The 21,897-nt window shown below is 65.8% G+C and carries 21 protein-coding genes and 1 pseudogene; 10 read left to right on the top strand and 12 right to left on the bottom strand.

Features of this window, described 5'->3' with window-relative positions; translation table 11 throughout:
* Positions 1 to 67 precede the first annotated feature (67 nt).
* A complete protein-coding gene (locus CVN68_RS04650) occupies positions 68 to 1,654 on the top strand; it encodes a class II 3-deoxy-7-phosphoheptulonate synthase (RefSeq protein ID WP_100284208.1) in 1,587 nt (528 codons plus the stop codon).
* Between the two features lie 18 nt (positions 1,655 to 1,672).
* Here CVN68_RS04650 and CVN68_RS04645 read toward each other — a convergent pair whose 3' ends face one another.
* The 6 genes from CVN68_RS04645 to CVN68_RS04620 all read right to left on the bottom strand — a co-directional run bounded on the left by CVN68_RS04645 (position 1,673) and on the right by CVN68_RS04620 (position 6,801).
* Positions 1,673 to 2,674, bottom strand: a complete 1,002-nt coding sequence (locus tag CVN68_RS04645; RefSeq protein ID WP_233503582.1) for a sensor histidine kinase — start codon at positions 2,672 to 2,674, stop codon at positions 1,673 to 1,675.
* A 66-nt stretch (positions 2,675 to 2,740) separates the two neighbouring features.
* Positions 2,741 to 3,358 (bottom strand): DNA-3-methyladenine glycosylase I, encoded by a 618-nt coding sequence (locus CVN68_RS04640; RefSeq protein WP_100281168.1) that lies wholly within the window; start codon positions 3,356 to 3,358, stop codon positions 2,741 to 2,743.
* A gap of 49 nt (positions 3,359 to 3,407) precedes the next feature.
* Positions 3,408 to 4,133 (bottom strand): hypothetical protein, encoded by a 726-nt coding sequence (locus CVN68_RS04635; protein ID WP_100281167.1) that lies wholly within the window; start codon positions 4,131 to 4,133, stop codon positions 3,408 to 3,410.
* Between the two features lie 78 nt (positions 4,134 to 4,211).
* Entirely contained in the window at positions 4,212 to 5,852 is a 1,641-nt protein-coding gene (locus CVN68_RS04630) for an inorganic phosphate transporter (RefSeq protein ID WP_100281166.1), read from the bottom strand.
* A 68-nt stretch (positions 5,853 to 5,920) separates the two neighbouring features.
* Positions 5,921 to 6,100, bottom strand: a complete 180-nt coding sequence (locus CVN68_RS04625; protein WP_100281165.1) for a hypothetical protein — start codon at positions 6,098 to 6,100, stop codon at positions 5,921 to 5,923.
* Between the two features lie 23 nt (positions 6,101 to 6,123).
* On the bottom strand, positions 6,124 to 6,801 hold the full coding sequence (locus CVN68_RS04620) for a hypothetical protein (RefSeq protein WP_100281164.1): 678 nt from the start codon (positions 6,799 to 6,801) through the stop codon (positions 6,124 to 6,126).
* 98 nt (positions 6,802 to 6,899) lie between these two features.
* On the opposite strand from CVN68_RS04620, the pseudogene CVN68_RS04615 reads away from it, so the two are divergent.
* Positions 6,900 to 9,208: pseudogene (locus CVN68_RS04615) on the top strand (ATP-dependent helicase).
* A gap of 12 nt (positions 9,209 to 9,220) precedes the next feature.
* Here the strand turns inward: CVN68_RS04615 and CVN68_RS04610 are convergent.
* Positions 9,221 to 10,399, bottom strand: coding sequence for a hypothetical protein (locus CVN68_RS04610; RefSeq protein ID WP_158298740.1), 1,179 nt, complete (start codon positions 10,397 to 10,399; stop codon positions 9,221 to 9,223).
* A 373-nt stretch (positions 10,400 to 10,772) separates the two neighbouring features.
* On the opposite strand from CVN68_RS04610, the gene CVN68_RS04605 reads away from it, so the two are divergent.
* The 4 genes from CVN68_RS04605 (at position 10,773) to CVN68_RS04590 (ending at position 12,624) form a co-directional block, all read left to right on the top strand.
* Entirely contained in the window at positions 10,773 to 11,069 is a 297-nt protein-coding gene (locus CVN68_RS04605; protein ID WP_100281162.1) for a hypothetical protein, read from the top strand.
* A 78-nt stretch (positions 11,070 to 11,147) separates the two neighbouring features.
* Positions 11,148 to 11,543 (top strand): hypothetical protein, encoded by a 396-nt coding sequence (locus tag CVN68_RS04600; protein WP_100281161.1) that lies wholly within the window; start codon positions 11,148 to 11,150, stop codon positions 11,541 to 11,543.
* Complete coding sequence (locus tag CVN68_RS04595) at positions 11,536 to 11,964, top strand: hypothetical protein (protein ID WP_100281160.1); 429 nt, start codon at positions 11,536 to 11,538, stop codon at positions 11,962 to 11,964. The genes CVN68_RS04600 and CVN68_RS04595 overlap by 8 nt, the downstream gene beginning before the upstream one ends.
* A gap of 129 nt (positions 11,965 to 12,093) precedes the next feature.
* Positions 12,094 to 12,624 carry a glycine zipper 2TM domain-containing protein gene (locus tag CVN68_RS04590; RefSeq protein WP_100281159.1) on the top strand — a complete coding sequence of 177 codons (531 nt, stop codon included), beginning with the start codon at positions 12,094 to 12,096 and terminating at the stop codon, positions 12,622 to 12,624.
* A 20-nt stretch (positions 12,625 to 12,644) separates the two neighbouring features.
* On the opposite strand, the gene CVN68_RS04585 is transcribed toward CVN68_RS04590, so the two are convergent.
* Positions 12,645 to 12,992 (bottom strand): hypothetical protein, encoded by a 348-nt coding sequence (locus CVN68_RS04585; RefSeq protein ID WP_100281158.1) that lies wholly within the window; start codon positions 12,990 to 12,992, stop codon positions 12,645 to 12,647.
* Positions 12,993 to 13,147: 155 nt separating this feature from the next.
* On the opposite strand from CVN68_RS04585, the gene CVN68_RS04580 reads away from it, so the two are divergent.
* The 4 genes from CVN68_RS04580 to CVN68_RS04560 all read left to right on the top strand — a co-directional run bounded on the left by CVN68_RS04580 (position 13,148) and on the right by CVN68_RS04560 (position 17,685).
* Positions 13,148 to 13,654, top strand: a complete 507-nt coding sequence (locus CVN68_RS04580) for a hemerythrin domain-containing protein (protein ID WP_100281157.1) — start codon at positions 13,148 to 13,150, stop codon at positions 13,652 to 13,654.
* 212 nt (positions 13,655 to 13,866) lie between these two features.
* On the top strand, positions 13,867 to 15,189 hold the full coding sequence (locus CVN68_RS04570; protein WP_100281155.1) for an MFS transporter: 1,323 nt from the start codon (positions 13,867 to 13,869) through the stop codon (positions 15,187 to 15,189).
* A complete protein-coding gene (gene cysK / locus CVN68_RS04565; protein ID WP_100281154.1) occupies positions 15,186 to 16,106 on the top strand; it encodes a cysteine synthase A in 921 nt (306 codons plus the stop codon). The genes CVN68_RS04570 and cysK overlap by 4 nt, the downstream gene beginning before the upstream one ends.
* Before the next feature lie 190 nt (positions 16,107 to 16,296).
* Positions 16,297 to 17,685, top strand: a complete 1,389-nt coding sequence (locus CVN68_RS04560; RefSeq protein WP_100284206.1) for a cell wall hydrolase — start codon at positions 16,297 to 16,299, stop codon at positions 17,683 to 17,685.
* On the opposite strand, the gene CVN68_RS04555 is transcribed toward CVN68_RS04560, so the two are convergent.
* From CVN68_RS04555 to CVN68_RS04540, 4 genes are read right to left on the bottom strand one after another with little or no spacing between them, the layout of a single operon-like run.
* The gene (locus CVN68_RS04555) at positions 17,682 to 19,115 is read right to left on the bottom strand and encodes a PH domain-containing protein (RefSeq protein WP_100281153.1); all 1,434 of its coding nucleotides are present in this window, start codon (positions 19,113 to 19,115) and stop codon (positions 17,682 to 17,684) included. The two genes, CVN68_RS04560 and CVN68_RS04555, sit on opposite strands and share 4 nt — an antisense overlap.
* Positions 19,112 to 19,588, bottom strand: a complete 477-nt coding sequence (locus tag CVN68_RS04550; RefSeq protein ID WP_100281152.1) for a PH domain-containing protein — start codon at positions 19,586 to 19,588, stop codon at positions 19,112 to 19,114. The genes CVN68_RS04555 and CVN68_RS04550 overlap by 4 nt, the downstream gene beginning before the upstream one ends.
* A 41-nt stretch (positions 19,589 to 19,629) precedes the next feature.
* The gene (locus CVN68_RS04545) at positions 19,630 to 21,432 is read right to left on the bottom strand and encodes an acyl-CoA dehydrogenase C-terminal domain-containing protein (RefSeq protein WP_100281151.1); all 1,803 of its coding nucleotides are present in this window, start codon (positions 21,430 to 21,432) and stop codon (positions 19,630 to 19,632) included.
* A gap of 10 nt (positions 21,433 to 21,442) precedes the next feature.
* A complete protein-coding gene (locus tag CVN68_RS04540; protein ID WP_100281150.1) occupies positions 21,443 to 21,871 on the bottom strand; it encodes a MerR family transcriptional regulator in 429 nt (142 codons plus the stop codon).
* Between the last annotated feature and the right edge of the window lie 26 nt (positions 21,872 to 21,897).

Below are 21,897 nucleotides of genomic sequence, written 5' to 3'. Positions count from 1 at the left end.
GCTTTACCCGCACAGGGTAATTTTCTCCCTTGCCAGAATTTACCCCTTCAGGGTAATGACCCGCATCATGACCACACTCGCAGGTTCCAAGATCCGCCGCTTCCGTGAGGAACGCGCCCTTTCCCGCGCCGCTTTCGGCGCCTGGTTCGACACGCCCGGCTCGACCGTGCAGGGCTGGGAGGAGGACGGCAAGCGCGCCTCCGCCGCCGTGCTCAATCAGATCGCCGCCAACGGCATCGCGCATCACCAGGACTGGTACGTCCATGTCCGCAACCTGGAGCAGAGCATGGGCTGGACGCCTGACAGCTGGACCCACGCCGAGGCGCGCCAGCTCCCCAATTACCCCGATCAGGCCGCGCTGAACGCCGCTACGGCGACTCTCGCCAATTACCCCCCTCTGGTCTTCGCCGGCGAGGCGCGCGAACTCACCACCGAGCTCGCCAGGGTGTCGCGCGGTGAGGCCTTCCTGCTCCAGGGCGGCGACTGTGCGGAGAGCTTCGCCGAGTTCCACCCCAACAACATCCGCGACACCTTCCGCGTCATCCTCCAGATGGCGGTGGTGCTCACCTTCGCGTCGAAGCTGCCGACGGTGAAGCTCGGCCGCATGGCCGGCCAGTTTGCCAAGCCGCGCAGCGCCGATACCGAGGTGATCAACGGCGTCGAGCTCCCGTCGTACCGGGGCGACAATGTCAACGACATCGCGTTCACCCCCGAGAGCCGCATCCCCGATCCGCAGCGCATGGTGCAGGGCTATTCGCAGTCCGCCGCGACGCTCAACCTGCTGCGCGCCTTCGCGACCGGCGGCTATGCCAATCTCCATCAGGTCCACAAATGGACGCTCGATTTCATGGGCCGCAGCCCATGGTCGAAGAAGTTCGCCGACGTGGCGGACCGCATCGGCGAATCGCTCGATTTCATGGAGGCGTGCGGGATCAACCCCGACACCGTGCCGCAATTGAAGGGCACCCAATTCTACACCAGCCACGAGGCGCTGCTGCTCCCTTATGAGCAGGCGCTCACCCGGCAGGACAGCCTCACTGGCGACTGGTACGATACCAGCGCGCACTTCCTGTGGATCGGCGACCGCACCCGCTTCGAGGGCAGCGCCCATGTCGAGTTCCTGCGCGGCATCGGCAACCCGATCGGGATGAAGTGCGGCCCCAGCCTCGAGCCCGACGCACTGCTGCGCCTGCTCGACACGCTCAACCCCGGCCGCGTCCCCGGCCGGATGACCCTGATCACGCGTTATGGCCACGACAAGATCGAGAAGGGGCTCCCCGCGCTCGTCCGCGCGGTGAAGCGCGAGGGGCATCCGGTGGTGTGGAGCTGCGACCCGATGCACGGCAACGTCGTCAAGGCCGCCAACGGCTACAAGACCCGCCCGTTCGAGCGCATCCTCGCCGAAGTCCGCGGCTTCTTCGCCGTCCACCGCGCCGAGGGCACTTTCGCCGGCGGCATCCACGCCGAGATGACCGGCCAGAACGTCACCGAATGCACCGGCGGCGCGATCGACGTCACCGAGCAATCGCTCGCCGATCGCTATCACACGCACTGTGATCCGCGGCTCAACGCCGGGCAGAGCCTCGAACTGGCGTTCCTGCTCGCGGAGATGCTCAATGCCGAGATGGCGGAGCGGCGCAAGGCGGCGGCCTGACCGCCCCCGCCGCGGCGGCTAGGCGGCCAGCCGCGCGCGGTCCATCTTCAGCGTCACGATCAGCCCGTCTTCGGACCAGTCATAGTCGATCGAGCCGTTCAACTGGCTCGACACGGTACGCTTGACGAGGTTGCTGCCGAACCCCGCCGGCGCATCGGGCACGTCGACCAGCGGGCCGCCGCGCTCCACCCAGGTCAAGGTGATCGCGTCGCCTTCGGTGGCGCTGGTCACGTCGAGGGTTCCGGGCGTCTCCGAAAGCGCGCCATATTTGACCGAGTTGGTCGCCAGTTCGTGGATGACCAAAGCCAGCCCCGTCGCCGCGTTCTCGCCCACCCCCATCCGCTCGACCGCGACTCGAATCCGCCCGCTGAACGCGCCGACATCGTCATAGGGCGCGAGCAGCACCGAGATCAGGTCGCCGAGCAGAGCCGCCGCACCCTGGCCCTGCGGCAGCGGGCGGACCAGATCGTGCGCCCGGCCCAAAGCCGTCAGCCGCGCGGTCAAGTCGCGCGCCATGTCCTCCGCGCTCACCGCCGACCGCGAAGTGATCGCAGTCAGCCCCGATGCGATCGCCAGCAGATTCTTGACCCGGTGGCTCATCTCCCCGGCGAGCAACTCATGGCCTTCCTCGGCCTGCTTGCGCCCGGTGACGTCGAGGAAGATGCCGAACATCGTCCGCCCGACGATGCCCACGTCCTCGCCCTGCCCGCGCGCCGCGATCCAGCGGATCTCCGGCCCCACGAGGATGCGGAAGTCGGTCTCGTAAAAGCCCAGCATCGCCCGCGTCGCCGCGAACGCCGCGCGCACCCGATCGCGATCCGCGGGATGGATGTGCTCCGACAATTGCTCGAAGGTGACCTTCTCGCGCCACGGCACCCCCCATAATTCGAAGCCGCGCGCGTCCATGGTGAACGCGTCGGTGTCGACTTCCCACGCCCACAACGCCACGCCCGCCGCGGTCACCGCGAGCCGAAGATGCTCCGCATCCCATTCGTGCGGGGTCGCCTTTTTGGCAGTCACATATCGTCCTGAAAAATTGGGTGGCCCCTCCCCATAGCTGCCTGCTCGACTTCGGGCAAACGGGACTCAAGCGCGGGTTCGCGGTGGCTCGAATGCTGCCCGCGCGCGATCCGCTTCCGCCCGGATCGCGCAGCCCTGCGCATGGTCGTTGAGCAGCCCCATTGCCTGCATGAACGCGAAGACCGTCGTCGGTCCGACGAATTTCCACCCCTGCGCCTTCAAGGCCTTCGACAACCTTGTCGAAGCGGGTGAGGTCGATACGGTCTGCGGCTCCGCCAGTTCGTCGGCGCCGGGCTCGTACCGCCAAAGATACGCCGCCAGCGAACCATCGCGCGCGGCCAGCTCGCAAGCCCGCTTCGCGTTGTTCACTACCGCCTCGATCTTGCCGCGATGCCGAACGATCCCCGCGTCGCCGAGCAGCCGCTCGACATCCGCATCGGTGAAACGCGCCACTTTCTCGAAATCGAATCCCTGGAACGCCGCGCGGAAATTCTCGCGCTTGGCGAGGATGGTTCGCCAGCTCAGGCCCGACTGAAAGCTTTCGAGGCAGAGCTTTTCGAACAGCCGGCGGTCGTCGCCCACCGGAAAGCCCCATTCTTTATCGTGATAGGCGATGAACTCGGGTGCGGCGGCGGACCAGCGACAGCGCGGCCGCCCATCGGGTCCGGGGATGAGTTGGGTCATGCTCCGGCGGTTATCAGGGCAAGCCGCAGACCGGCAAGGTAGGCCGACATCAGCGGATCCTGAGCAGCAGCCGATATTCGAGCGTCTTGACGAACCAGTAGAAGGCGAACGCCCAGATACCGAAGCATTCGATCCAGAAGATCCAGTGGGTGCAATCCGCAGCGACGGCGGCGACGTCCGCTTTTCGCAGAAAATGAGTCGCTGCGACCGCGGCCGGCATCGCGATCATCGCGAAGCCGGCTGCATTGTACGCCGTTTCGAAAGCGCGGCGCCTGGCCGGGTCTTTGATGTGTTTGATGCGGCGCTTCGAGAAGATCACCGCCACCACCGCCAAGCAGGCGAAGAACAGGATCGCGCTGGCGGCATGAACGCTCAGCATGTCGTCCCCGGCCCGGCATTGCTGCGCGCGCATCGGGTTCATCGCCACCGAGATCGCGGCCGCCCCGGCCAGGTTCAATATCCAGTTCTCGACGTTGGACAGGCCGTGGAAGAGGAACAGAAAAAGCCCCGTCGCGCACAGACAGCCCACCAGAATGTTCTGGCAGGTGTCGCTGACATGATAGAAATAGCTGATCGAATAATGCCCCTCATAGCCACCGGCGAGGACCAGCAAGATCGGCAACGAAAAGGCGATCACCCCCATGCCGAAGCTCAAATAGAGATAGGCTCTGACTGCTTGTTTGTTGAATATCTGTTGAAAATGCCGCTTGTCGGCCGCGTCCAGCAGGTCGTCAGGGCTATCCTGCACATCGAACGGCGCTTCTTGATCAGGCATGGCCAGCCCCTGAATATTCTTGCTCAGTCGAATATTCTACGCTTCGTCAGGTCGGGCAACAAGTCGCCCGCGTCTTGTTCAGCCCAGCTGCCAGGCCTTCACTGCGGTCAGCATCAGCCAATAGAGCCCGCCCGACAGCGCCATCGCCGCAGGCAAGGTCAGCAGCCACGCCGCGGCGAGCTGGGCGATCGTGCGGCCCTGCAGTCCCGCCCCGTTCGCCACCGATGCACCCGCCACGCCCGACGACAGGATATGCGTGGTCGACACCGGCAGCCCGAACCGGTCGGCGCTGAGGATCGTTACCGCGGCGACCAGTTCGGCGGTCGCGCCCATGCCATAGGTCATGTGTTGCTTGCCGATTCGCTCGCCGACGGTGATCACGATGCGTTTCCAGCCGATCATCGTCCCCAGCCCCAATGCGATCGCGACGACCACCTTCACCCAAAGCGGGATGAAGCGCGTGCCGGCCTCGAGGTTCGACTGATACGCCTTGATCGCCTTGAGCTCGTCCTCCCGGAAGCCCTCAGGCTTCTTGGTCGCGAGCTTGGTCGTGTCGAGCACCAGATACATGTCGTTGCGTACGTTCGGCGTTGCCTCGGCGGGCACCTTGCTCAGCGAGCCATAGCTGGCGACGCGTGCGGTCAGGTCGGTCGAAAGGCTGTCGAGCGCGGCATAGACTTGCGGGCTGTCGACCTTGCGCTGCTGAAGCGCGGTGGTGAGCGTCGTTCGCGCCTGCTCGGGCGCCATGGCGATCCCGCCGCTGCGCGCGTCGAACGCCGCGGTGGCGACATTGGCGGTCTGGACGAAGGCCGGGGTCGCGCTGGCCGGCAGCGTCCGGTTGAGCGCATAGGCAGTGGGGGCGCAGCCGATCAGGATCAGCATGATCAGCCCCATGCCCTTCTGGCCGTCGTTCGAGCCATGGCTGAACGACACTGCGGTGCAGGTGAAGATCAGCAGTGCGCGCACGCCCCTGGGCGGCGCCTTGTCGCCCTCGGGCGCCCGGTAAAGCTCGGGCCGGCGGATCACCGCGCGCATCACCAGCAACAACAGCAATGCCGCGAAGAAGCCGATCAGCGGCGCCATCCACAAGCCGGTCAGCACTTTCTGCGCCTGGCTCCAGTCGACGCCGGCGGTGCCGCCGCGCGATCCCGCGGCAATCAATTGGTTGGCGAAACCGACGCCGAGCACCGATCCGATCAGCGTATGGCTCGAACTGTTGGGCAGTCCGACATACCAGGTGCCGAGATTCCACAAGACCGCCGCGAGCAGCAAGGCGAAGATCATCGCGAATCCGGCGGCCGACCCCACGTTGAGGATCAGGTCGACCGGCAGCAAAGTGATGATCGAATAGGCCACCGCTCCGCTCGAGAACATCACCCCGAGGAAGTTGAAGAAGCCCGACCACACCACGGCGAAATGGGCCGGCATCGAATTGGTGTAGATCACCGTCGCAACGGCGTTGGCGGTATCGTGGAAGCCGTTGACGAACTCGAAGCCCAACGCGATCAGCAGCGCCAGCACGAGGAAGGCGAACACTCCCAGCGCCAGCTCCTCGCCCACTCCGCGCGTGTCGGTGAGCACGCTCACCCCCGCATAGGCCAGCCCCCCGACGAGCAGGCCGGCGAAGACCAGCCAGGCGAGGGGGTGGGTCTTATAGTCGAATCGCGAGATCCCCGGCTGGTTTGCCGCGGGCGCCTGATCGAGTGCTAGGGTGGCCATGATGGGTGCGAAATGACCGCACTTCGTGACCGTGGCATGACAACAGCGTTACAGTTCAGCGGACAAGCTCAGATGCACGTCGTCCGGGTGACCTTGATCACCTTGCCGCTCGCATCCTTTTCCTCGTGCCGCCCGGGCTCGCAGGGCTTGGGCGCCACGGTCTGGCTGGTGCGCCACGCATAGAACGCCGCGACCACCGCGAGCGCCAGCACGATCGCCAGCCGGATCTTCCTGTTCTTCAGTCCCATCGCCGCCGCTTAGCCGCCCGTATTCAGAAAGTGAACTGGACGAACAGCCGGGGCTCGGACTTCGGCCCTGCGCCGGCCAGCCGCTGCAGCCAGGCCGCACCCAGCTCGAGCTTGTCGTCGGCGAGTTCGAGTGTCAGGCTCGGCCCGGCATAATGCTCGCCCTGCGCCGCCGCTTGGGGGGCGCCGCCCAGCCGCACCGCGCGCCCGGAGGCCTCGATCCCCAGCCACGCCTTGTCGCCCAGCGCATGCTGCACCGAGGTCGCGTACGCCACGTTGGTCCCGCGCGCGCCCTCGTCGCGCTGGTAGCGCAGCATCAGATTGGCCTGGAGCCACCAGCCCGGCGCGCGTCGGTCGACGATCCCGCGCAATTCGGCCTCGCCCAGCCGCCCGCCGCGATCGATCTCGATCTGCGTCTCGAGCCCTATCCCGACCGGATCCTTCTCCGGATCGCTGAACCGATAGAGCGCCACCGGTCCCCAGCCCTCGAGCACCCGTCCCTCGAACTCGGCCTGCACGCCCAGCACCAGCCGGTCGGTGAGCCCCGCGATGACTTCGATCTGATGATCGTCGGTCCCGCCATAGCTGCCGAGATATTCCGCCTGCCATTCGCCCTTGCCCGGCTCGACCTGATCGAGTTCCTCGACCTGCGCGAACGCGGGAACGGTCGCGAACAACAGCGGCAGGAGCAGCAAGTGGCGCATTTGCAGTGATTCTCCGGCAGACAGAATCCTTATAGACGCGCCCCGCCCGCGCCGGTTCCGGCTTGCCCGAAACGCCCGCGTTCCCTACCTGTTCACCGATGAGTCTCCCCGCGCCCGCTCCTGACGACGCCCCCTATCTGCGGGGCCTCAATGCCCCCAGCGCGATGCCGTGCTGACCACCGAGGGCCCCGTGCTCGTCCTCGCCGGCGCCGGCACCGGCAAGACCGCGGCGCTCACCGCCCGCCTCGCGCATCTGCTGTTCACGCGTAAGGCATATCCCAGCGAGATCCTCTCGGTAACCTTCACCAACAAGGCCGCGCGCGAGATGCGCGAGCGGGTCGGCCGCCTCGTTGGCGACGCAGTCGAGGGCATGCCGTGGCTAGGCACCTTCCACGCGATCGGCGCAAGGATGCTGCGCCGTCACGCCGAACTGGTCGGGCTCCAGTCCAATTTCACCATCCTCGACACCGACGATCAGCTCCGCCTGCTCAAGCAGCTCATCCTAGCCGCCGATATTGACGAAAAACGCTGGCCCGCGCGCCAGCTCGCCGGAATGATCGACGGCTGGAAGAACAAGGGCCTCACGCCCCGCGAAATCGACGCCGGTGAGTCCGAAGCCTATGCCAACGGCAAGGGCCAGGCGCTCTACGCCGCGTATCAGGACCGCCTGCGCACCCTCAACGCCTGCGATTTCGGCGATCTGCTGCTCCACATGCTCGTGATTCTGAAGACCGATCGCGAGGTTTTATCGCACTATCAGAACCGCTTCCGCTACATCATGGTGGACGAGTATCAGGATACCAACAGCGTCCAATATCTCTGGCTCCGCCTGCTCGCGCAGGAGCGCAAGAACATCTGCTGCGTCGGCGACGACGACCAGTCGATCTACAGCTGGCGCGGCGCACAGGTCGAAAACATCCTCAAGTTCGAAAAGGATTTCCCCGGCGCGAAAGTAATCCGGCTCGAGCAGAATTACCGCAGCACCCCGCACATCCTCGCCGCCGCCTCGGGGGTGATCGCCAATAATGGCGGCCGCCTCGGCAAGACCCTGTGGACCGAGAAGGACGAGGGCGAGAAGGTCAAGGTGCTCGGCATCTGGGACGGCCCCGAGGAAGCGCGCCGCGTCGGCGAGGAGATCGAAGGCCTCCAGCGCGGGGGCCTGAGCCTCGACGATACTGCGATCCTCGTCCGCGCGCAGCACCAGACCCGCGAGTTCGAAGACCGCTTCATCAGCATCGGGCTGCCCTATCGCATCATCGGCGGCTTCCGCTTCTACGAGCGCGCCGAGATTCGCGACGCGCTCGCGTACCTGCGCGTCGTCGCCCAGCCTTCGGACGACCTGGCCTTCGAACGCATCGTCAACGTCCCCAAGCGCGGCCTCGGCGACAAGGCGCTGGCCAAGGTTCACCAGTTCGCCCGCGCACAGGGCCTCCCCCTCACCACCGCCGGCGCGCGCATCCTCGACACCGACGAGCTCACCCCCCAGGCCCGCCGCAGCCTCGGCAATCTCATCGGCGACATCGCCCGCTGGCGCAGCATGGGCGACACCCTCCCCCATCCCGAGCTCGCCCGGATCATCCTCGACGAGAGCGGCTACACCGCGATGTGGCAGGCCGATCGCACCGCCGAAGCCGCCGGCCGCCTCGAAAACTTGAACGAACTCGTCCGCGCGATGGAGGAATATGAGTCGCTCACTGCGTTCCTCGAGCATGTCAGCCTCGTGATGGACAACGAGGCGAGCGCCGACGAACCCAAGGTCACGATCATGACGATCCACGCCGCCAAGGGCCTCGAATATGACACGGTGTTCCTCGTCGGCTGGGAGGAAGGCATCTTCCCCTCGCAGCGTGCACTCGACGAGGGTGGGCTCGTCAGCCTCGAGGAAGAGCGCCGCCTCGCTTATGTCGCGATCACCCGCGCCCGCCGCCGCGCGACGATCCTCCACGCCGCCAACCGCCGCATCTACGGCCAATGGACCAGCAGCCTCCCCAGCCGCTTCGTCGCCGAATTGCCGGGCGAGCATGTCGAGACCGAGACCACTATGTCGGGCGGCGCCAGCCTGTGGCAGGCCAACTGGTCCGAACGCGCCGATCCGTTCGCGGACGTCGGCCGAGGCACCGGCCGCGGCCCCGGCTGGCAGCGCGCCGCGGGAGTCGACGCGAAGAACCCCGGCGGCAGCTTCACTGCCCGCACCTTCTCGCGCGAACCCGCCCGGGTGCTGGAGAGCCATGCGTCGGCGGTGAGCTTCGGTGCCAAGCCCCGGGCCGATCTGTCGGTGGGGCTGCGCGTGTTCCACCAGAAGTTCGGCTACGGGCTGATCGCCGAGATCGAAGGCAACAAGCTCGAGATCGACTTCGAGGTCGCCGGGCGGAAGCGGGTTATGGATAGTTTTGTGACGTTGGGATAAGGCCCAGCAGCTTTAAGGCGCATATCCCACCAGGGCCATGTGCGCGCGGATCGCATTGGCTGGTCCGCGAGGGCTGTCGACGCGGGCGCTAAACCCAATGCCGATCTCGTCGGCATTGGGCCCGTATAAGCGAGCGAATACGGAAAGTCCGACTCGATCACCTCCCCCCCGATAGGTTACAGTTCCCGCATCATCCACTCTTTCCAAAATGGCGGTACTGGTAACAGGAAACCTCAATGTCCCGTTGGTTTCATCGGTCAGACCGCCATAGGCGGATATAAAAGTTAGCGTCAGCGTGTCGGTCGCGAAATCGAGCGCGATAGTTGCGCTACCTTCAACTGGCCATATCCTGTTGAAGGGGCCGTTGGCATTATATGCACCGCCACTCAGCTCGGACACCTGAAAAATCCTGACCCCGCTGGTGGGCCTGTCCTGCGGCTTTGTCGGCGAGCCCGCGACAAACCAGTATCTTCTGTCAGAGGCTCTCATTTCTCCTTCGGTACCTTGGCCGGATGCAAAATAGCCGAGCGTCGCATAGCGATTTTGCGGCAATCTCGTGCTTGGTCCGACCTTTAGGAGAGACAAGCCTTCCTCGCGAACCGTCGCGCCGTCGAGTTGGAGGCGCGCAAATAGCCGCCGATCGGCGGTGTCTCCATGGAAATTGTCCGCGCCGAAAGCGATTTGGCCGGCCGTACCGGGCTGAACGACCCGCACCGTGGCGGTGGGCGGCTCGATCTGAATGATCGGCCCGATTGCGGAACTAACGCTGTATAAAGTCGGTGCTGTCTGTGACTCCGCCGCAATCGCCGAGTCAATTATCCCCGACACTCCCATCAGGATGTTTCGCGCTGTCATGGATGGAATTTGAAAATAATCGTTCGATACCAATGAAGCATCGTACTGCGCTACTTCCGGGTGAAAGGCCCCACCAGGAAGCGGTCTTGGCAAACCGAGTTGATATTCAACTCGATTGGTAGTTGCGATACCGGAACGCAGGTCGTTTGCGGACGTGCTAAAAGCCGGCTGAGTACGCGTTGGAGACGCGGTGGGAAACGAGGTCGGATCTGGCGTCGGCCCTGGTACCAAAATATCACCGACATCAGTATTTCCAATATCGCCATGCCCATCTGAGTTGCAACTTCCCAGAGCGATCAAGATCGTTCCCAACCAACCAAAAATATAAACACGCATGATAATGCTCCATGGTGCGTCCGAATATTTCGGTGTTATGAGGCTATATCTACAAAATGTATCGAGGGACAGCGCTTTGCTGTGACACGTTCAACTTGACCATAAGAGCGAGTTCGGTTTTGACGCAGATATGGAAACAGTTGCGGACATAGAGCCAACGTGGCGGTGCCGATCAGCGGGCGGGGTCCGCCGAGGTCGCCAGCGCCCTGACAATCAAGCCGCGCATCGGAATTATGATACCCGGCGCAGCGCACGCTTATAAATGGTTGCTCCGCCAGACCGACGAACCTCACCCCCAAAGCGTCACCCTGTTCAGCCGCTGGCGACTTCGCCGCCCCATGACGACATCACCGTCACCCATATCCGCGATGACATGAAGAAAACCTCGCTGCTCGTCCGCGATCTCGGCACCAGCAAGACGGTCCTCCACTGTGAAACCGAATTCGCCACGCCGACCGCGTCGATCGCCGCCAATGCCAAGGCGGAGCGCACATGGCGAGTCGCATGGGGCACTCTCGCCGAAATCCGCTATGACGGCGCGTTCAAGGTGGAACTCATCGCGAAGAACCAGCCCGTCGGCGCCCGCGTCATCATCGAAGTGCCAGACAGCAACTTCGCGCCCGGCTTCGCGGCGGCGCTGGATTTCCTTCGGCAGAATTGCGCCGGGTAACCCGTGGCGCCGATGTCGCGTTCGTGATCCGTTCGATCCGGCTTCCAATGTAGGATTTCGTCTGGGATAGACTCGTCGATGACCGAGTCGCCCTCCCCTCTCCACCCCTTCGCCGCGCTCAAGCTCGTGGCCCACCCCGATTGGCCGGCCGAACGCCAGCGCGCCTTCCTCCACGCGCTGCTCAAGACCGGCGACGTCGCCGCCGCGGCCGCCTGCGTCGGCGCCAGCGCCTATGCCGTCACCTGTTTCCGCCGCGGCCTTGGCTCGCGCAGCGTCTTTTCGCGGGCATGGCGGCGCGCGATCGAGGAGGCGGAAGCCGACGCCCTCGCCACGCGCATCCTGCGCCATGGCGGCCTCGATGCCGGGCAATTGGCCCGGGTCGACGCCGCCTGCCACGGCATGGCCAAGGCGCGGCTGGCGCTCGCTTTGGCCCATCGCGCCCGGAGCGCGGCAAAGGCCGCCGCGCGTGGCTGAGGTCCCGCACGCGCCGCCCGCAGCCGAGGACCCCGATCCGCTCGCCTTCACGCCCGTCGCGCTCACCCGCGTCCATCATCATGGCTGGAGCGCGCGCCGACAACGCGACTTCATCGCCGCGCTCGCCGCGATGGGCACCGTGCTGTACGCCGCGCGCGCCGTCGGGATGACCAAGCAGGCCGCCTACAAGCTCCGCGACCGTCCCGGCGCGGAGAGCTTCGCCGCGGCGTGGGACGTCGCGCTGCAGATGGGCTATGACGAGGCGTTCGGCCAGGCGATGGACCGCGCCCTGCACGGCATCACCACCCCGCGCTTCTACAAGGGCAAACAGGTCGGCACGCGCCACCGCTTCGACTATCGCCTCGCTTTTGCCGCGCTTGACTCGTCGCCCCCGGTGCCGCGCAAGAAAGTTGCGAGATGAATCGCGTTTCCGCAAACCGAGTCAATTCAAGCCTGGCGCGGGCGCGCGTGTTCAGCCCCGCTTCACGCGCATTGGCGGAACAGATGCGGGTCGTCGGCCGTATCGCACGGCACAACAGGAGACACATTCATGAAGACCATCACCGGCCTAACGGCCCTCGCCGCGGCACTCGTCGTCGCAAGCAGTCCCGCCGCCGCCCAGAACAGCACGCGTTATGCCAGCAGCGCCTATCAGGACGAGGATGCGCGCTTCGATGCCGCGCAGCGCCGCTTCGACAGCGAATATGAAGCGTTCCAGGCAGCGGTCGAGCGCTATCGCCGTGCGCGCACGTCGCGCCCGACCTATGAAGATCGCGGCCCCGATACGCGCTATGACGACGACGAGAATTACGAGCCCTCGCGTTATTATCGCTCGGGCAATTATCAGGAGCGCGTGCTCTCGCAGGACGACCGCGTCTATCGCGGCAATGACGGCCGCTATTATTGCAAGCGCAGCGACGGCACGACCGGGCTGATCGTCGGCGCGGCTGCGGGCGGGCTGTTCGGCAACATCATCGCGGGGCGTCGTTCGAGCACGGTCGGGACTCTGCTCGGCGCGATTGCCGGCGGTGCCGCGGGCTCGGCGATCGATCGCAACCAGCAGCAGGTTCGCTGCCGCTGATGCTTTCTTTCGGCCGGGATTCAGATCGCAGTGCGTTCCACTGCGATCAGGGTCCCGGCCGCGAAGCGTTCGTCGCGCGGGTCGAAGAGCGTGCTGGGCTTGAAGCTGCGCTCGGTGACGGTCAGGTCGACGAGCCCGGTGAATTTGAACACCCCGATCTTCTCCTCGCGCGGCGGCTGGCCGTCGCGCTCGATCGTGGTGGCGCCGACATAGACTTCGCTATGGCGCGTGAAGGCGACATGCGGCGCGAGCACCACGCGGCCGCCATTATACGTAGCCTCGACGCAGTGATTGCGGACTATGGCTTCGAACAAGGCCGGCAGCGGGCCGGTGGGCGCGGGGATGGGATCGGGTTCGCTACGGTACATCTGGCGTATTATAGCAATTATACCGCAGTGCAGCAAGGTCGCAGCGCCGGATACGGGGATAGGTAGCAACACCCGTACGGCCTTTTCCGGGGCCGCGGGTTCATCCCCCGGAAGCTAGACCGGAGACACAGGGGAATCAGGAGAATACCCCCCGAATGTCCGTTGATCGTGTGCTTGCCCAACATTGCCGCATCCTCGCCAATGTCGATGCGGCCGAGGAATATGCCGCAGGCACGCGGCCGTCGTGCGGCGACAGCCTGGCCAGCAAGCGCTGGGCCTTCACGCGCGACCTGCTGTTTCATTTCGCGAGGATGGAATCGACGGTCTATGGTCCGATGATGAGCGATCGGCGCGAGCACGCCCAGCAGAGCGCCGCGCTGGCGAGCGTCGAGACCGCGGCGCTGATGGCCGAGTATCGCGAGCATATCGCGCGCTGGCAGGGTCCGCACCCCTCTGAGAATTGGGAAACCTATCGGCGCGGTATCGCCCGGCTGATGCGCCGGATTCGCACCCGGCTCGAGGCCGAGGCGGCGGAGATCGTGCCGCTGCTCCCGGTCCAGTCAGACGGCTCGCGCGGCGGGCCGACTCGCGAGACCTACGCCGCCGAGGCTTGGGAGATTCGCGGCGTGCTGTTCGACAGTGTCCCGCTGCCGAGCACCTGAGCGCCGGAGCCTAGCGCCAGAAGAGCAGGAGCAGGATGATGATCGGAAGCGGGATGCCGATCAGCCACAACAATATGCCCTTGCCCATATGGCCTCTCCTGTCTCGTTGATGTCGTTGGCCTAGAAACTTTCCGGACCGGGACCCGGTTCCCGGAGGCGACGATAGCCATTCCGCCGTTGCGATGCCGCGGCGAAGACGCCAGGAGCGGCGCATGCCGATCCATCCCTTCGCCATCGCCAATTTCCGCGCTTATTGGGTGGCGCGTTTCGCCGCGACGCTCGGCCAGATGGCGCTGGTCATCGTCATCGGCTGGCAGGTCTATGACATCGCCCGCGCAACGATGACGATCAAGGAAGCCGCGTTCCAGCTCGGGCTGATCGGCGTGGCGCAGTTCCTGCCCTTGCTCGTCCTGTCGCTGTTCGCCGGCTGGCTCGCCGACCGGATCGACCGCCGCTGGATCGCCCGCGCCGCGCTGGCGCTCGAGGCGCTGTGCGGCCTCAGCCTCGGCTGGCTGACCTATACCGACACGATCACGCTTCCCGCTTTGTTCGGCATCGCCGCGTTGCTCGGCGTGGCACGCGCCTTCGCCAGCCCGGCGCTCGGCGCGCTGGCGCCCAATCTGGTGCCCAAGGAGAGCCTGCCCACCGCGATCGCGCTGAGCTCGGTCTCGTGGCAGATCGGCACGGTGATCGGCCCGGCGATGGGCGGCTATCTCTATGCCGCCGGCCCCTCGGTGCCGTATTTCGTCGCGTCGGGGCTGTTCCTGCTCGCGCTGGTCATGCTGCTGCTGATCTCGGCGGTGCCGCGCACGACCCTCAAGTTCACCGGCAGCCCTTGGGCGCAGATGGTCGACGGTTTGCACTATGTCCGCCGCAACCGGCTGGTGCTCGGCGCGATCTCGCTCGATCTCTTCGCCGTGCTGCTCGGCGGCGCCACTGCGATGCTGCCGGTCTATGCCCGCGACATCCTCCAGGTCGGTTCCGAAGGCCTCGGCCATCTCCGCGCCGCGCCGGCGCTGGGCGCGGTGATGATCGGCATATTCTTCTCGTGGCGCCCGCTCCGGACCGAAGTCGGCAAGAAGATGCTGGCCGCGGTGGCGATCTTCGGCCTCGCCACCGTCGTGTTCGGCGCCTCCGCCCCCTTCCTCGTCGGCCTGCTCGGCCCTTCGGCGATCGGCCATGACTTCGCACCCGCCGTCTTGCTCTCGCTGGTTGCCTTGTTCGTGCTCGGCGCCGCCGACATGGTTTCGGTCTATGTCCGCCAGTCGCTGATCCAGCTCTACACCCCCGATCAGATGCGCGGCCGCGTCGGCGCGGTGTCGACCCTGTTCATCTCGGGATCGAACGAGCTCGGCGAGGCCGAATCCGGCTTCCTCGCCGCACTGATCGGCCCGATCGCCGCAGTGATCGGCGGCGGGATCGGCGCGGTGCTTGTCACACTGCTATGGGCCAAGCTATTCCCCGAGCTCAGGCGGGCTCGCACCTTCGATCCTCCGGCCAATCTCGAAGTGCCTCCCAAGGAGATGACGACATGAAGGCGAACACGATCCTCGATACGATCGGCAACACCCCGCACATCCGCGTGCAGAAGCTGTTTCCGGGCGCCGAGGTGTGGATCAAGTCCGAGCGCTCCAATCCGGGCGGCTCGATCAAGGACCGTATCGCGCTGGCGATGGTCGAGGCGGCCGAAGCCTCGGGCGACCTCCAGCCCGGCGGGACGATCGTCGAGCCGACCAGCGGCAATACCGGCGTCGGCCTCGCGATGGTCGCCGCGGTCAAAGGCTATAAATTGATACTCGTCATGCCCGAGAGCATGAGCCTCGAGCGCCGCCGGCTGATGCTCGCTTACGGCGCCAGCTTCGATCTCACGCCGCGCGAAAAGGGCATGAAGGGCTCGATCGAGCGCGCGATGGAGATCGTAGAGAGCACCGAAGGCGCATGGATGCCGCAGCAGTTCGAAAATGCTGCGAACGTCGAGGTTCATGTCCGAACCACCGCGCAGGAAATCCTGAACGATTTTGCCGATACGCCGATCGACGTGATCATCACCGGCGTCGGTACAGGCGGGCATATCACTGGCGTCGCCGAGACGCTCAAGAAGAGCTGGCCGGGCCTCAAGGTGTTCGCGGTCGAGCCCGAACTCTCACCGGTCATCTCGGGCGGCACCCCGGGTCCGCACCCGATCCAGGGCATCGGCGCCGGTTTCATCCCCAAGAACTTCCACGGCGACGCGATCGACGGCGTGATCAAGGTCGACGCGGGCGTGGCCAAGGACATGGCGCGTCGCGCGGCGCGTGAAGAGGGCATGCTGGTCGGCATCTCGTCGGGCGCGACGCTCGCCGCGATCCTCCAGAAGCTGCCCGATCTACCCGACAATGCCCGCGTGCTCGGCTTCAACTACGATACCGGCGAACGCTATCTGAGCGTGCCCGAGTTCCTGCCCGAGAGCTGATCGGCCCCCGGGGAAACGCGATTGAGCGGACCATTGCGGCGTTTCGACGGCGCAATGGTTCCAAATCCGTGCCTGCTGCGTTATGGGCGGCGACCCCGCTGGAGCAGCCTTTTGACATTTCGCCTTCGCCTCACCCTCTTGACCCGCCGCGTCCGCGCGCACCGGGGCTGAGCGGCCGCGCACGATGCTGATGCAATCCATCGAAGCCGAAGTCGCGCGCGTGCCGGCGCCCCGGTCCCCGGTCGCGCTCTGGCTGCGCGTCGTGCTCGGGGTGCTCGCGCTGGTCGCCGTCGGCGTTCCGCTGCTGATCGTCTCGACTGCGCCGCGCGTCATAGTCCATAATCGCGCGCCGATAGTGATCTCCAAACGAGTGGTGCCGAAACAGGAGCTGCCGCCGGTCGAACCGGTCAAGCTGCAGGCCGTGGCACCCGATGATGCGCGCGAAATCAACGCAGCCATCCCGTTCTCCAGCCTTCCCAATCCTGCCGCCCGCGCATTCCACCTGTCCGGCGCGGCCGACAGCCAGGTCCGCGCCGTCGATTGCCTCGCCGCGGCGGTCTATTACGAAGCCGGTGACGATGCCGTCGGCCAGCGCGCGGTCGCCCAGGTGATCATCAACCGGATGCGCCACCCGGCTTTCCCCAAGACGATCTGCGGCGTGGTCTTTCAAGGATCGGAACGCAGCACCGGCTGCCAGTTCACCTTTACCTGCGACGGCGCGATGCTGCGCTACACGCCCAACCCCGGCGCGTGGCAACGCGCCCGCGATGTCGCCGGGATGGCACTTAACGGCACGGTCTATGGCGCTGTCGGCCACGCCACGCATTACCACACCAATTGGGTCGTCCCCTATTGGAGCGCCAGCCTCGAGAAGATCTCTGCGGTCGACACGCATCTTTTCTTCCGCTGGGCCGGATGGTGGGGCACGCCGCCGGCGTTCAACCGCGGCTATGCTGGAGTCGAGCCCAACGTGCCCCAGATGGCCCGGCTGTCGAGCGTCCATCAGGGCGACACGACCAACCCGCTCGAACCGGCATTGCAGGGTGACGGCTCGCTGATCGATCCGGCGACGATCCCGGATAGCGCCGTCCCCAATGCTGTCGGCGCAGGGCTAGACGCCAACCACTTCCTCGTCGTGCTCGACAAGAAGATGAATCCCGACGCTTTCGCCGCGCTGGCGATCAAGACCTGCGGCGAGCGGCTCTACTGTAAATTCATGGCGTGGACCGATCCGAAGCAGAAGCCGGCCAAGCTTCCTGCCACGCCCGCGCAAACCGCTTCCTTGTCGTTCAGCTATCTGCGCGATCAGGCGCAGGGCTATGCCAAGGCGCTGTGGAACTGCCAGCAGTTCAAGCGGCCGAGCCCGATCCAGTGCATGCGCGTCCAGCCGCCGGTCGCGCCGGCAGCCGCGCCCATCCCCGCCGCCGGCGCCGCGCCGCTTCCCGACGCCAAGGCTCCGCCCGGCCCCGCCCTGCTCACCGGGGTACGTCGCAAGACTGATCCGGCGCAGCCTGCGGCGCGGCCGGCGGTAAACTTCACTCTGACGCCGCCCAGGCCGACACCGACGCCCGCCAACTAGCAGGCGCGTGCCACCAGCGCCTGTGCGAGTTCCGCGGCCGTCGGCGCGGCGACGTCGGCGATATCGGGCCGGTGCCAGCCCTTCGCCCCCGCCGTGTCGATCGCGACGGTCGCGAGGCCCAGCCGCCGCTGCAGCCAGCTCCGCCGCACGCTTATCGTCTGGATAGCGCCATAAGGCACCGTCCAGTCGCGCTGCGACACCACCCCGCGCGTCACCTGCGCGCTGGTCTCAAGCAGTCCATAACGGTGTCGGCGCCGTTGCAGCAGCGCGATCCCGACCGGCACCGGCACCAGCGCGAGCCCCAGCCAGAGCAACGGCAGGAACGCGCCGGCAACCGCGAACACCAGCAGCACCGGCAGACCGTGCCGCAACACCGAACGCAATACATGCCCCCGCGACACCGCCGTCAGCGCGTCGGGCGCGAAACGCGGCAACCCGGCCGCCGCGATCACCCGCTCGATCTCCTCGTCGCGCGCAAAGGGTGCCATCTCCTGGCGTCCCGAGCTGTCGTCGCTGCCGCCCAAGGTCTGGAATTCGAGGCTCCGCCAGTTGAGCCTGCCGCTGAGCGGCGCCCGGCGTACCAATGCAAGCTGGATACGCGCCTTGACGATCACCACCTCGCTGCGCGTCAACAGCCCGCGGATGCGGCGAAATCGGCCGTCGCGCTCTTCCAGGCGGAAACCATATTCCTTCGTGACGGTCCGCACGACGCCCGCAATCACTCCGAGCGCCAGCGCCAGCACGAGCACGGTCAGCCCCGCCGTGAGGGTAAGATGGCCGCGCACTTCGCGCCCGGCGATCCCGACCAGCTCCTTCCAGTCGAAATCGATCACCCCGTCGAGCGTCTGGAGCGCCGCGAAAATCGCGGCGAGCCACACCAGCGAGAAGTTGAACAGCCCATAGAGCAGCACTCGCTCCATCGGCATCGTGAACAGCGGCCCGCCAGCATCTTCGGTGACTTCAGGGGGGGACGTCTCCGCGCCCACCACCGCCGGAGCCCGGCGCAACGCGAGCCGCAGCCGGTGCGCCTCGCCTAGCGTCACGCTGTCGAGCGCCGCCTCGTCCTTGTCGCCCCCACCGGTCTCGATCCGCACCAACGCGAGCCCGAACAACCGCGCCAGCGGCTTCTGCTCGATCGAGACGTCCTGCACGCGTTCGAGCGGGATCGAGCGCCGGCTGCGATGCAGCATGCCGCTTTCGATCACGAACTCATCGTCGGCCAGGCGATAGGTCAGGAACCACCAGCCCAGCCACGTGATCAGCGCCAGGACCGCGAGCCCGGCGAGCGCGAGCAACGCGCTGGTCACCAGCCCGAACTTCGTGCCGGCGGCATATAACGCCGGCAGGGTCAGCAAGGTCGATGGCGCCGACTTGAGCATCCCGATCGCGATGGTGCCCGGATGCACCCGGCGTGGCGCGTCGTCGCTCACGCCGCGCTGCCGATCCGTGCCCGGATCGTGTCGCGTATCTCCTCGGCGGTCGCGCGGGTAATGCCCGGCAGCGTCACGATCGTATTGTCGGAGCCCGCGGTATGGAGCACCAGCCGCGCCACGCCGAAGCTGCGCTCCAGCGGCCCCTGTGCCACGTCGATATGCTGGACACGCAGCACCGGCACGATCGTGTGCACTTGCGTCCACCAGCCGTGCGCGACATGAAGCTCGCTGCCGGTGAACGCATAGCGCCAGTGCCGCCAGCGCCGCGGTGGCGACAGGATTGCGAGCCAGATACCGGCGAGCAACGCCACTCCCGCAAGTGCGCCACGCACCGGCAGTTCGTCCTTTATAGTGATTTCGGCGATGATCGCCGGAACGATCAAGACCAGCGCCATCGCCGCGCCACGCGCGTGCATCACACGCAATTGGCCACGTTCGATGGGCTCCAGGGGCACGATAGTCAGGTTCATCGCCCGACCATGCTATGCCCTTGCCCGCCGCTCAAGCGGCTTCACGCCGCGCGGAACATCTCCGGATCGAGCGCCATCACTGCGTCGCTGCCGCTCTCGACCTTGCGGCGGAGCGCGCCGGCATCGGGGAGAAAACGCTCGGCATAGAAGCGCGCGGTGATCAATTTGGCTTCGAGGAACTTCGCATTCTCGGCACCCGTCGCCAGCATTTCCGCGGCAGCCTTGGCCATGCGCAGCCACATCAGGCCCAGCGCCACGGTGCCGGTCAACTGCATATACGGGTAAGCGCCCGCACCCACATGGTTGGGGTTCTGGAAGCCGTTGGCCGCCAGCCACATGGTCGCGCCCTGGAGATGGCCGAGCGCTTTTTCGAGCGCCTCGGCGAAGCTCTTGAGCTTTTCGTTACTTTTGGCCGCGCCGATCTCCTCGGTGATGACACGGAAGAACGCCTGCACGGCACGGCCGCCATTCTGGGCGAGCTTGCGGCCGACCAGGTCCATCGCCTGCACCCCGTTGGTGCCTTCGTAGATCATCGAGATGCGGGCATCGCGAACATACTGCTCCATGCCCCATTCGGTGATGTAGCCATGGCCGCCATAGACTTGCTGGCTGTCGGTCGCGACCTTGTAGCCGATATCGGTGCCGATGCCCTTGATCACCGGAGTGAGCAGCCCGATCAGATCGGCGGCGAGCTGGCGCTCCTCCTCGGTCGCGGCGCCATGCTCGAGATCGACTTGCAACGCCCCCCACAGGCACAATGCGCGAAGTCCCTCGGTCTGCGCCTTCGCTTCCATCAGCATGCGGCGCACGTCCGGGTGGACGAACAAGGTGTCGGCCTTCTCCTGCGGATCGGCCGGGCCGGTGAGCGCGCGGCCCTGACGCCGATCATGCGCATATTGGACTGCGTTCTGATATGCGGTCTCGCCGACAGCCAGCCCCTGCAGGCCGACGCCCAGCCGCGCGGCGTTCATCATGATGAACATGGCGGCGAGACCCTTCATCTCGTCGCCGACGAGCCAGCCGGTGGCGCCGTCATAGTTCATCACGCAGGTCGAATTGCCATGGATGCCCATCTTGTGCTCGATCGAACCGCACGACACTGCGTTGCGCGCGCCCAGCGAACCGTCGTCGCCGACCATGAACTTGGGCACCACGAACAACGAGATGCCTTTGCTGCTCTCGGGCGCGCCCGGGGTTTTGGCGAGCACCAGATGGATGATGTTGTTGGTCAGGTCATGCTCGCCCGACGAGATGAAGATCTTGGTGCCGGTGATCGCCCAGCTGCCGTCGGCATTGGGCTCGGCGCGCGTGCGGATCAGGCCCAGATCGGTGCCGCAATGCGGTTCGGTAAGGTTCATCGTGCCGCCCCACTCGCCCGACACCATCTTGGGGACGTATTTGGCCTTCTGCTCGTCCGAGCCCTTGGCCAGCAAGGCGGCGATCGCGCCGTGGGCCAGCCCTGAATACATCGCAAAGGCCATGTTGGCCGAGATCATATATTCCTGGAACGCCATTGAGACGACGTACGGCATCTCCTGCCCGCCAAATTGCTCGGGAGCGCTCAGCGTACCCCAGCCGCTCTCGACGAAGGCGTTGTACGCCTCCTTGAAGCCGTCGGGCGTCGTCACACTGCCGTCTTCGTGACGCGTGCAACCCTGCTGATCGCCCGAATGGTTGAGCGGGAACAGAACCTCGGCGACGAACTGGCCACCCTGATCGAGCACCGCCTCGACGACGTCGGGCGTCGCATTCCGGAAACCAGGTAGATTGGCGTAGCGTTCCAGCCCGATCACCGCATCGAGGATGAAGCGCGTGTCGCGCGAAGGCGGCGTATATTGCGGCATGTCAGGTTCCTCAGTGAGCGTCGCTGCTTTCGAGCAGCTCGACGAATTGCTGGAGCTCGGCGATGTGCGCGTCGATGTCGCGCTTCTGGTTCTCGAGCAGGTGGATACGCTCGCGGCAGCGCGCGAGCGTCACTTGCTTCTGCAGCCGCCGCCCTTCGCCGACATCGTAGAGATCGATCATCTCCTTGATCTCGGCGAGGCTGAAGCCCACTCGCTTCCCGCGCAAGATCCAGGCGAGACGCGCGCGATCGGCATGCGAATAGATGCGCTGGGTGCCGCGCCGCTCGGGGCCGATCAGCCCCTCATCCTCGTAGAAGCGCAGCGCGCGCGGCGTGACACCGAACTCGGCGCACAGATCCGAAATGGAGAAAGCGTCCTGCTTGGGACGCGGCTCGATAGGCGCCAGGGCCTCGACGGGAAAGGCAGCAGCAGCGGGCATGGCCCAGCATATGCTTTACCTTTACG

The organism is Sphingomonas psychrotolerans, from assembly GCF_002796605.1.
GTDB classification, from domain to species: Bacteria; Pseudomonadota; Alphaproteobacteria; order Sphingomonadales; family Sphingomonadaceae; genus Sphingomonas; species Sphingomonas psychrotolerans.
This window is presented reverse-complemented; position numbering and strand designations above follow the sequence as displayed.